Source organism: Fulvivirga kasyanovii, from assembly GCF_009711405.1.
GTDB classification, from domain to species: Bacteria; Bacteroidota; Bacteroidia; order Cytophagales; family Cyclobacteriaceae; genus Fulvivirga; species Fulvivirga kasyanovii.
Genome location: NZ_SMLW01000037.1, coordinates 1 through 305, shown reverse-complemented (window position 1 = coordinate 305; position 305 = coordinate 1). Strand labels below are relative to the sequence as shown.

At 52.8% G+C, this 305-nt stretch carries 1 protein-coding gene; it reads left to right on the top strand.

The window, feature by feature from the left end:
• The coding region (locus E1163_RS30000) for a KS-MAT linker domain-containing protein (protein ID WP_185155855.1) at positions 1–305 on the top strand (305 nt) is incomplete at both ends.

The following is a 305-nucleotide window of genomic DNA, read 5'->3' as shown; positions in this document are numbered from 1 at the left end:
CTGTCAGCCCGAACACAAAGCTCATTGTCAGCCCAATGTTTACAGCTGTCCTCGTACCTGTCGACCCGTGGAGCATCGCTGTCCCTGGCCTCCGTAGCATATACGCTACAGCAGGGTAGAGCAGCCCTTTCAGAACGTCTGGCATTGATCGCAGATGATATGACCAGTCTGATCGAAGAACTGAAGCGTTACCACCGAGGAGAGACAGGCCGTTACTATACCCGTACCCATACCCCTTCATCAGCAGAGAGTACATTAGATTCATTGGCCCGTACCTGGGTTGAAGGCCATCAGGTAAACTGGGA